This window comes from Streptomyces sp. SM11, assembly GCF_002910905.1.
GTDB lineage: Bacteria > Actinomycetota > Actinomycetes > Streptomycetales > Streptomycetaceae > Streptomyces.
Window position 1 is genome coordinate 1 of record NZ_NEUE01000160.1, and the last position, 9,127, is coordinate 9,127.

9 protein-coding genes and 1 pseudogene are annotated in these 9,127 nt (G+C 71.7%); 5 read left to right on the forward strand and 5 right to left on the reverse strand.

The window, feature by feature from the left end:
* Window positions 1–25: 25 nt before the first annotated feature.
* From B9S58_RS14190 to B9S58_RS14200, 3 genes and pseudogenes are all read right to left on the reverse strand, one after another.
* The gene (locus B9S58_RS14190) at window positions 26–1,120 is read right to left on the reverse strand and encodes an IS630 family transposase (RefSeq protein WP_103531692.1); all 1,095 of its coding nucleotides are present in this window, start codon (window positions 1,118–1,120) and stop codon (window positions 26–28) included.
* 37 nt (window positions 1,121–1,157) lie between these two features.
* Window positions 1,158–1,610 (reverse strand): annotated as a pseudogene (locus B9S58_RS14195) (DUF3427 domain-containing protein); the annotation flags it as partial.
* 145 nt (window positions 1,611–1,755) lie between these two features.
* On the reverse strand, window positions 1,756–2,763 hold the full coding sequence (locus B9S58_RS14200) for an SEC-C domain-containing protein (RefSeq protein ID WP_103532474.1): 1,008 nt from the start codon (window positions 2,761–2,763) through the stop codon (window positions 1,756–1,758).
* Between the two features lie 231 nt (window positions 2,764–2,994).
* On the opposite strand from B9S58_RS14200, the gene B9S58_RS14205 reads away from it, so the two are divergent.
* The 4 genes from B9S58_RS14205 (at window position 2,995) to B9S58_RS14225 (ending at window position 6,391) form a co-directional block, all read left to right on the forward strand.
* A complete protein-coding gene (locus B9S58_RS14205) occupies window positions 2,995–3,798 on the forward strand; it encodes a class E sortase (protein ID WP_258044495.1) in 804 nt (267 codons plus the stop codon).
* A 313-nt stretch (window positions 3,799–4,111) separates the two neighbouring features.
* Window positions 4,112–4,444, forward strand: coding sequence for a DUF6412 domain-containing protein (locus tag B9S58_RS14215; RefSeq protein ID WP_103532481.1), 333 nt, complete (start codon window positions 4,112–4,114; stop codon window positions 4,442–4,444).
* Window positions 4,445–4,621: 177 nt separating this feature from the next.
* Window positions 4,622–5,392 carry a YidC/Oxa1 family membrane protein insertase gene (locus B9S58_RS14220; protein ID WP_103532476.1) on the forward strand — a complete coding sequence of 257 codons (771 nt, stop codon included), beginning with the start codon at window positions 4,622–4,624 and terminating at the stop codon, window positions 5,390–5,392.
* A 138-nt stretch (window positions 5,393–5,530) separates the two neighbouring features.
* Window positions 5,531–6,391: a fumarylacetoacetate hydrolase family protein gene (locus B9S58_RS14225; RefSeq protein ID WP_103532477.1), complete on the forward strand. Its 861-nt coding sequence runs from the start codon at window positions 5,531–5,533 to the stop codon at window positions 6,389–6,391.
* Between the two features lie 102 nt (window positions 6,392–6,493).
* Here B9S58_RS14225 and B9S58_RS14230 read toward each other — a convergent pair whose 3' ends face one another.
* Together B9S58_RS14230 and B9S58_RS14235 are read right to left on the reverse strand one after the other, a co-directional pair.
* Window positions 6,494–6,973, reverse strand: coding sequence for a heme-degrading domain-containing protein (locus tag B9S58_RS14230; protein ID WP_103532478.1), 480 nt, complete (start codon window positions 6,971–6,973; stop codon window positions 6,494–6,496).
* Window positions 6,970–8,100, reverse strand: coding sequence for a Gfo/Idh/MocA family oxidoreductase (locus tag B9S58_RS14235; protein WP_103532479.1), 1,131 nt, complete (start codon window positions 8,098–8,100; stop codon window positions 6,970–6,972). Before B9S58_RS14235 ends, B9S58_RS14230 begins: the two co-directional genes overlap by 4 nt.
* A 73-nt stretch (window positions 8,101–8,173) precedes the next feature.
* Here B9S58_RS14235 and B9S58_RS14240 point away from each other — a divergent pair.
* Window positions 8,174–9,127, forward strand: a 954-nt coding sequence (locus B9S58_RS14240; protein ID WP_103532482.1) for an ROK family transcriptional regulator, incomplete at its 3' end; no start/stop codon positions are given.

Consider the following 9,127-nt stretch of genomic DNA (forward strand, 5'->3'; position numbering starts at 1 on the left):
CTAGTGTCTCGTGATCCTGATCGTGTCAGTTTGAGTTGTTATTAACGAGTTTCTTCATGTTGGTCTGGACGACGCGGACCTTCGCGAGGATCTCTTCGGCGGACGCGGTCCAGGTGAAGGGATTCGCGTCCTCGTTCCAGGAGTTGATGTAGTCGCGGATCTGCTTGACCAGGACGTTGACGCTGGAGAACGTGCCCCGGCGAATGGACTGCCGAGTCAGGATCCCGAACCAGATCTCGATCTGGTTCAACCATGAGGAACCGATGGGAGTGAAGTGGAAGCGGATGTGGGGGTTCTTCTCCAGCCATGCCTTCACCTCCGGCGTGGTGTGCGTGGACAGGTTGTCCAGGACGACATGGATCTCCTTGCCGGCGTGCGGCTTGGTCGCCTTCTTCAGGAAGGCGAGGAAGCTTGCCCCGTTCCGGCTCGGCCTGCACTCGCCGGTCACCTCACCGGTATGGACATTGAGGGCGGCGAACAGATTGGTGGTGCCGTGCCGTACGTAGTCGTGGGTGCGCTTCTCGCCCGCGCCGAAGGTGACCGGCAGTACCGGCTGGGTTCGGTCCAGCGCCTGTATCTGCGTCTTCTCGTCAATGGACAGCACCACCGCGCCGCCGGGCGGGGCCAGGTACAGGCCGACGACATCGGCGACCTTGTCCGCGAATGCGGGGTCCTTCGAGATCTTGAAGGTGCCGTTCCGGTGCGGCTTGAGGTTCTCCTCCCGCCAGATGCGGGCGACGTAGTGCCAGGACACCGAGATGCCCTCGCGCCGCTTCATGTGATTGACCAGCGTCCGCGTGGACCAGTGGGACAGCCCCGATTCCGTCGGCGGGGTTGTCTTCGTCAATGCGATCACCCGGGCCCGAGTGGTCGCGGGGACCTGATCGCGTCCGCCGCCGGGTTTCCGGGAAGCCAGTTGGGCAATCCCGCCCACGAGGTAACGGGCCTTGGCGCGGTCCACCGTATTCGGTGCGACTCCTGCGAGTTCGGCGATGTCCTTGCGTCGCCGCCCCTCGGCCGTCCACAGCACCAGGCGGGCCCGCAGAGCGGCATCGGCAGGGGCATGACGGCTGCCCGCCAACTCCCGCAGCTCATCGATCTGTTCGGAAGAGAGATCCACAACAGGCTAACGAAGCGACGCGCCATCAAGTTCCAACGACAGGATCACGAGACACTAGCTCGGCGCGCAGTTCGAAGCCGAGGCTAGGGTCCTCGGGAGAGTTCGTGATCAGTGCCGTTTCGGACAACGGCGTCGCCGGGCGTATGGCGTACACGCCCGGTGCCTCCTGTTCCGCAACGGCGAGCAGTTGTCGCGGCCCTTCGGCGACGAGATCGACCCACTCCTTAGCGCCTTCGATCGTCTTGAGTGACTCCAGGATGTGATTGGCGGCAATCACTTGCTCGGCTGGTGAGAGGCCTTGGAAGACCCGCCGCACGGTGGCGCCGATGTGGCGAGCGAGTACATGAGGCGCTGACTCTTGGCCGACGGCGGCATCGATGGAGTGCCAGCCTGTGGTGTCGAGTTGCTTCATCCGTTCGGCGAGCCGGTGGGTGATGAGCGATTCGTACAGCCCAGCAACTGGTGCATCGCCCGAAGTGTCGTTGGGCATGGTCGAGTCCCCCTAATCTCGCTGCGTACTACATGTGCAGTTGTATCAAGGGGGTCTGTCAGCCCGGGCGATGACCGCAGAAACCCGTAGAGGCCGCCAGCCGCAAGAGCTGCGGATGGCGGCCTCTGGTAGGCGGCGCTAGGCGTCATCCGCCCCCGTGGCACCCCCCATAAACCTCCCCCGACCCGCACCAGCAGGCAGCCGTGCGCGACGGGGGCCAGGGGACGGCGCGGCCGCGGGCCGCGAGGGTGGTGGCGTACTGGGGGAGGAGGCCCGGGTCGGCCGGGGACGCGGCCTCCGAGGCGGCGAACGCCTCGTACGAGGGGACCGTTCCCGTCACGATGCCCAGGTTCGGGGTGCCCGTCGCGTGGAGGTCGCGGAGTGCGGTCTCCAGGCGGTCCAGGTGCGTGGCGCGGTCCACGTACTCCTCGGTCAACGCCGGGTACGCGGTGAGCAGTTCGCGCAGCTCCTGCTCGGGCCAGTGCAGGACGGCGACCGGGAACGGGCGGGAGAGGGCCGTGCGGTAGGTGCCCAGCTCCGCGCGGAGACGGGTGATCTCGGCCTTCAGCTCGACCGGGTCCGATGAGCCCAGCGACCACAGCCGCTTGGGGTCGTGGAGTTCGTCCAGGGGGACCGGGGCCGTGTGCAGCTCGCCGGCCAGCTCGTCCCACGCGTCGTGGTCCAGCCCCATCAGCCTGCGCACCCGGTGGCGGCCGGTCAGCAGGGACTGGACGGCGTACGGGACCTCCTCGCCGGGGGCCAGCAGCCGGGTCAGCGCGGTAGAGAGGACGTCGTGCGCCGACTCCAGCTCGTCGTGCGCCTCCAGGGTCTCCGCGGCCACCTGCCACGGCGCCGCGTCCAGCGGGCCCGCGGTACGGATGCCGTCGATGATCGCCCGGGCCTCGGCCTCGTGACCGTACTCCCAGAGATTGGCCGCTTTGAGGGCCTTGATCAGGTGCGGGTTGTCGACGGTGGACTCGGGAGCTCCGAGCAGGTCGTCGTAGAGCGTGCTCGCGCGGGCTCGGTCTCCCGCGAGTTCCAGGTGGGCCGCGGCCTGGAGGATCAGCGGTTCGTGGTCCTCGGGGTACTGCGCCGCGGTGCGGAGCAGACGCTCGGCTTCGGTGATGTGGTCGGCAGGCGTGTCGGGGCGCATGGACCACACGGTACTGCCGGACGGCGACGGCCGGGAGAAGAGGTCGGGGGATGAGAGACGGGAGAAGTCTGGAGAGTTGTGAGGTTTGCCCCTACGTTGCGCGCGGGGTCCTTTGCCGTGCGCGCCGGGTCCTTGCCGTGCGCGCCGTACGGGAAGGGTGACGACGAAGGGGGAGAGGTGACGTCGATGCGGAGGCGGGGAGCTGCGCGGGGACCCGGGGTTCTGTCGGCCGTGCGCGGCCGCGGGGGCGGCCCGCGTCTCCTCGCCCGGGGGCTGTGGGCGTCGGCCGAGTTCGTCGTGACCCTCGGCGTCGCGCTGCTCCTTCTCGTCGTCCATCAGTTGTGGTGGACCAATCGCGAGGCGCGCGCCGACGCCGGGCGCACCGTGCAGAGCCTGCAGCGGCAGTGGGACGAGCCGGTGCCGGGAGACGGTGGCGGTGGCGGTGGCGGTGGCGGTGGCGGTGCACGGGAGGGGAGTCCCCGTCCCTCGCCCTCCGGCCGTGGCGCCGGGGCCGCGGCTGCCGCCCCGGCGGCAACCGATGCGCCCGCGCCCGCGCCTGCCCGTACCCGTGCGAGCCCCCGCTGGGACCAGGCGTACGCCGTCCTGCGCATCCCCCGGATCGGGCTCGCCGCCCCCGTCGCCGAGGGCACCAGCAAGGGCGGGGTGCTCGACCGGGGGTACGTCGGGCACTACGCCCGTACCGCGCAGGCCGGGCAGGCCGGGAACTTCGCGCTCGCCGGGCACCGCAACACCCATGGCGAGCCCTTCCGGCGCATCGACCGGCTGCGGAGCGGCGACCGGATCACCGTCGAGACCCGGGACGCCGTCTACACGTACACCGTCGGCAAACGCCTCGCGCGGACCGCCCCCTCGGACAGCGGGGTCATCGCGCCCGTGCCGCGCAGCAACATCTCGACCTCCGTCGGCTACAGCACTCCCGGCTACTACCTGACCCTGACCACCTGCACCCCCGAATTCAGCTCCCGCTACCGGCTCGTCGTCTGGGGGAAGCTCACCGCGATGCGCCCGCGGTGAGCAGCACACCAGGGCGTGGGGTCCCTGGGCGTGGGGTCCCCGGCGTGGGGTCCCTGGCGTGGGGTCCCTGGGTGTTCGGAGTAATCGGGCTATGCCCCCAGCCGCTGTGGCGGCGGCTCATCTTCCGGCGCGCGTTCAGCGGGCTGACCGTGGCCGTCGCGCTCGCCGGATTCATCCGGTCCTCCGAGACGCGTCCGATCATCGTGTATAACGAAGGAAGCGCCGTCGACCGGACTCTCCGGTGAACGGTACGAAGGACAGAAGGACGCAGGACAGAGAGACGGCAGGACGAGGGAGCAGGGGGGTGGGAACGATGCGGGACGCCAACGCCCTGCGCCGCGCCTTCGCCCGGCTGCTCCGGCCCGCCGGACTCCTCGTCCTCTTCCTCACCGAGGTCCTCCTCGCCGAGGGCGGCAGCCTCTCCGCCGCGGTCGCGCTCGCCGCCACCGCGGCCGCCGGCTCCGCACTCCTCGCCTGCTCCGTCATCAGCGCCCGCTGCGCGTCCCCGGTGCCCCGCACCCGGGTCCGTACGGCCATCAGGGACCGGGAGCAACGCACCGCGTTCCTCCCGCAACGCGACCCCGACGCCCGGGGCCGCACCAGGCCCCGAGCACCCGGGCGCGCCCTCCTGACGGCCGCCGCGTAGGGAACCCCGCACCTCTGGTTCGTACCTCTCGTGTCTCGCGTACGTCGCGTGCCTCGCGTACGTGCGCTGCGTGCACCCCGTGACGGGTGCGCCCCGCGCCGGTCGTCATGCCGAGTAACCACCCGTACCTCCCCGCAGGTACCTCCCGGCACGACGAGACCCCCGGAGGGCTCACCCATGTCCGCCTTCATGTCCGCTTTCGCGAATCTGGTCGGCTCCCTCGCCGATCTGCTCCAGCCGTTCTTCCAGACCGCGTCCACCGCCGCCGCGATCATCCTGTTCACCGCGCTCGTCCGGCTCGCCGTCCACCCCCTGTCGCGGGCCGCCGCACGCGGGCAGAAGGCCCGCAGCCGGCTCCAGCCGCAGATCGCCGAACTCCGCAGGAAGCACGGCAAGAACCCCGAGCGGATGCAGAAGGCGATCATGGAGCTGCATGCCGCCGAGAAGGTGTCGCCGCTCTCCGGCTGCCTGCCGAGCCTGCTCCAGATGCCCGCGTTCATCCTGCTCTACCACCTGTTCTCCAGCAGCTCGATCGGCGGCGAGCCCAACGCGCTGCTCAGCCACGACCTGCTCGGCGCACCGCTCGGCGGGCGCTGGCACGACGCGAATGCGCACGGCGGGATGTTCGGCGGACAGGGGTGGGTCTACCTGGGGCTCTTCGTGATCGTCGCCGCCGTCGCCACGTTCAGCTACGGACGCACCAAGCGGCAGCTGGCCGCCAACCCGATGACGCCCGCCGCCGGCCCGGACGGACAGGCCGTGCCCGGTATGGGCGCGATGACGAAGCTCATGCCGCTGCTGTCCTTCTTCACCCTGATCACCGTGGCCGTCGTCCCGCTCGCCGCCGCCCTGTACGTCGTCACTACGACCACCTGGACCGCGATCGAGCGGGCCTGGCTGTACCGCGATCTGCCGGTCGGCGGGGGCGCCATGGCCACCGCGGCGTAATCGGGGCGGCCGATGCGCCGGTCCAGTGTGTGAACGAGGTCTTGCGGAGTGTCCGCATCTCTTGGACGATCAGCCAAGTCCTCCGCCGGCCGCAACCCGCCGGAGGGCTCTCCACCTCGACCAAGAGGAGCTGGACCGTTGAAGCTGCTTCGAGTCGGTACGGCGGGTGCCGAGCGCCCCGCACTTCTCGACCGCGACGGGACCCTGCGTGATCTGTCGGGGATCGTCCCCGACATCGACGGCGAGCTGCTCGCCGACGCCTCCGCGCTCGCCCGGGTACGGGCGGCCGCCGAGGCGCCCGGTGTGCTGCCCGCCCTGGACGCGACGGGGCTGCGGATCGGCCCGCCGCTCGGGCGCATCGGCAAGATCGTGTGCATCGGGCTGAACTACCACGACCACGCCGCCGAGACGGGTGCGGAGATCCCGGCGGAACCCATCCTGTTCTTCAAGGCCCCCGACACCGTCGTCGGGCCCGACGACACGGTCCTGGTGCCGCGCGGCAGCCGCAAGACCGACTGGGAGGTCGAGCTCGCCGTCGTCGTCGGGCGCACCGCCCGCTACCTGGAGACGGCCGATGAGGGCCTCGCGCACGTCGCCGGCTACGCCACCGCGCACGACGTGTCCGAGCGCGAGTTCCAGATCGAGCGCGGCGGCACCTGGGACAAGGGCAAGAACTGCGAGACGTTCAACCCGCTGGGCCCCTGGCTGGTCACCGCCGACGAGGTGCCCGACCCGCAGGCCCTGCCGCTGCGGCTCTGGGTGAACGGCGAGCTGAAGCAGAACGGCACCACGGCCGAGCAGATCTTCCCGGTCGGCGAGGTCGTCCGCTACCTCAGCCACTTCATGACGCTCTACCCGGGCGACGTGATCAACACCGGTACGCCGGCCGGGGTCGCGATGGGGCAGCCCGAGCCGAAGCCGTACCTGAGGGCGGGCGACGTGGTGGAGCTGGAGGTGGAGGGGCTCGGCCGGCAGCGGCAGGAGCTGAAGGGCGCGTAGCCCTGGTGCACCCGAGGGGGGCGTAGCCCCCGCCGACGCGTACGGGGTGCCGGGCCTCTCGCCTGCGTACGTGTTGCCCGCCCCTCGCCCGCGTACGGGGTCTCAGGCCCCCCGCGTCGCCGCGAACTGCTCCAGCGCTTCGACCACCAGCGCGTGGTCCTCGGCCTGCGGCAGCCCGGACACCGTGACCGTGCCGATCACGCCCGCGCCCGCCACCGAGATCGGGAACGAACCGCCGTGCGCCGCGTACGTGTCCGGGTCCAGGCGCGAGGACTCCTCGAACGTCGTGCCCTTCGCTCGGAACCGGGTGCCGACCAGATACGAGCTCTCGCCGTACCGCTCGACGACCTTGCGCTTGCGGTCGATCCACGCGTCGTTGTCCGCGCTCGAACCCGGCAGCGCCGCGTGGAAGAGCTGCTGCGCGCCGCGCCGGATGTCGATCGCGACCGGGGCGTGCCGCTCCCGGGCCAGCGTGACCAGCAGGCTGCCGAGCGCGAACGCGTCGTCGTAGCCGAAGTGCGGCAGGGCGAGCCGGCGCTCCTGGGTGATCAGCTCGGAGATGGTGGGGGAGGTGGTGCTCATGCGCGCCGCTCCTCCTCCTCTTCGTCGTCGTGGTGGTGCGGGAGAAGGGTGACCGAGACGCCTTCGCGGGCCGAGCGGCGGGCGGCCTCCAGGACGTCCAGCGCGGCGGCGGCCTGGAGCGCGGTGACCGGGTTCCGGCCGGTGCCGCGCACCGCTGCGGCGACGGCGGCGTAGTACGCGGGGTAGTCGCCGGGCAGCGTGCGGACCGGGGTCCCGCCACCGGTCAGCGGGGACTCGCCGGAACCGATGCGGCCCCACAGCTCCTCCGGCTCCTCGCCCCACGGCTCACCGGCCACCGGGCGCAGACCCTCGCGCAGGGCCGCCTCCTGCGGGTCCAGGCCGTACTTCACATAGCCCGCCTGCGAGCCCAGCACCCTCAGGCGCGGGCCGAGCTGGGCGGTGGTGGCGCTGACGTACAGGTGCGAGCGGACCCCGTTGGCGTGGGTGATCGCGAGGAACGTGTCGTCGTCCGCCGCCGCGCCGGGACGCCGTACGTCGGACTCGGCGTACACCTGGACCGCCGGGCCGAACAGCGCCAGCGACTGGTCGACGACATGGCTGCCCAGGTCGTACAGCAGACCGCCGATCTCCTCCGGGTCGCCCGACTCGCGCCAGCCGCCCTTCGGCTGCGGCCGCCAGCGCTCGAAGCGGGACTCGAAGCGCCGGACCTCGCCCAGCTCGCCGTCGGCGATCAGCGCGGCGAGCGTACGGAAGTCGCCGTCCCAGCGGCGGTTCTGGAAGACCGAGAGCAGCAGCCCGCGCTCGTCGGCGAGGGCGGCGAGCTCGCGCGCCTCGGCGGCGGTCCCGGCGACCGGCTTGTCCACGACCACCGGCAGTCCGGCCTTCAGCGCGGCCGTCGCCAGCGGGACGTGCGTCTTGTTCGGGGTGGCGATCACGACGAGGTCCAGCTCGCCGGCGCGCTCCCACAGCTCGTCCGGCGAGGCGGCGAAGCGGACGTCGGGGAACGCGGCACGGGCCTCGGCCCGGCGCTCCTCGTTCGACGTGACGACCGTGTCGAGGACCAGGCCGTCGGTCGCGGAGATCAGTGGGGCGTGGAAGACGGAGCCGGCCAGGCCGTAGCCGACGAGGGCGACGCGGAGGGGGGCGTCGGTGGCGTTGGGGGTCATGCATTCCACTTAAGCAACGCTGTTGCCAAAGTGCAAGCGACCGGCACAATGGGACGGTGAGCAGGAGTGAACCGTGAACAGGAGCATGACGAAGGCCCCCGCGGGGGTGAACCTCCCGGCGCTGCGCCACCACAACGCGGCGTTGGTGCTGGACCTGCTGCGGGCGGCCGGGGCGGAGGGCATCAGCCGGCTGGAGCTCGCCGAGGGCACCGGCCTCACCCCGCAGGCTGTCAGCAAGATCACCGCCCGGCTCCGGGAGGACGGTCTCGCCGTCGGCGCGGGCGTGCGCCCCTCCACCGGCGGCAAGCCGCGCACGGTGCTGCGGCTGGTCCCCGACGCCCAGTTCGCGGTCGGGCTGCACCTGGACCGCGACGGACTCACCGCCGTCCTGGTCGACCTCGCGGGCCGGCCGGTCGCGGTCACCCGCGCGCCCCTGGACCTCGGCGCACCGGCGGACCGGGTCCTCGCGGACGCGACGGACGCGGTACGGGACCTGCGCGCGGCCGAACCGCACAAGCCGGTGCTGGGTCTTGGCATCGCGGTCCCCGGCCCGCTCGACCACCGGGACGGCGTCCTGCGCCGGGTCACCGGTTTCCCGCGGTGGGACGGCTACCCACTGCGCGCCGCCCTGGCCGAGCGGACCGGGCTGCCGGTGGTCCTGGACAAGGACACCAACGCCGCGGCCCTCGCCCTGGCCCTCGGAGGGGCGGGCGGGGGCGACTTCGCCTACCTCCACCTCGGTACGGGGCTCGGCGCGGGTCTGGTCCTCGGCGGCGAGGTGCACCGGGGCACGCGGACGGGGGCGGGGGAGTTCGGCCACCAGACCCTCCAACTGGACGGCCCGCTCTGCGGGTGCGGCGGCCGAGGCTGCATCGAGGCGCTGTGCCTGGCCGCCGAGGCGCGCGGCGACCGGGCGGAGGCGGCCCGGGTCCTGGGCACGGGCGCGGCGAACCTGGTCGGCCTGCTCGACATCGACCGGGTGGTCCTGGGCGGCCGGACGGTGGCCGCCGACGAGGACGCGTACGTA

Coding starts and splice junctions, on each gene's coding strand:
- B9S58_RS14215 (WP_103532481.1), top strand. CDS start 4,112: ATGCGGGACGCCAACGCCCTGCGCCGCGCCTTCGCCCGGCTGCTCCGG.
- B9S58_RS14235 (WP_103532479.1), bottom strand. CDS start 8,100: ATGACCCCCAACGCCACCGACGCCCCCCTCCGCGTCGCCCTCGTCGGC.
- B9S58_RS14230 (WP_103532478.1), bottom strand. CDS start 6,973: ATGAGCACCACCTCCCCCACCATCTCCGAGCTGATCACCCAGGAGCGC.
- B9S58_RS14220 (WP_103532476.1), top strand. CDS start 4,622: ATGTCCGCCTTCATGTCCGCTTTCGCGAATCTGGTCGGCTCCCTCGCC.
- B9S58_RS14200 (WP_103532474.1), bottom strand. CDS start 2,763: ATGCGCCCCGACACGCCTGCCGACCACATCACCGAAGCCGAGCGTCTG.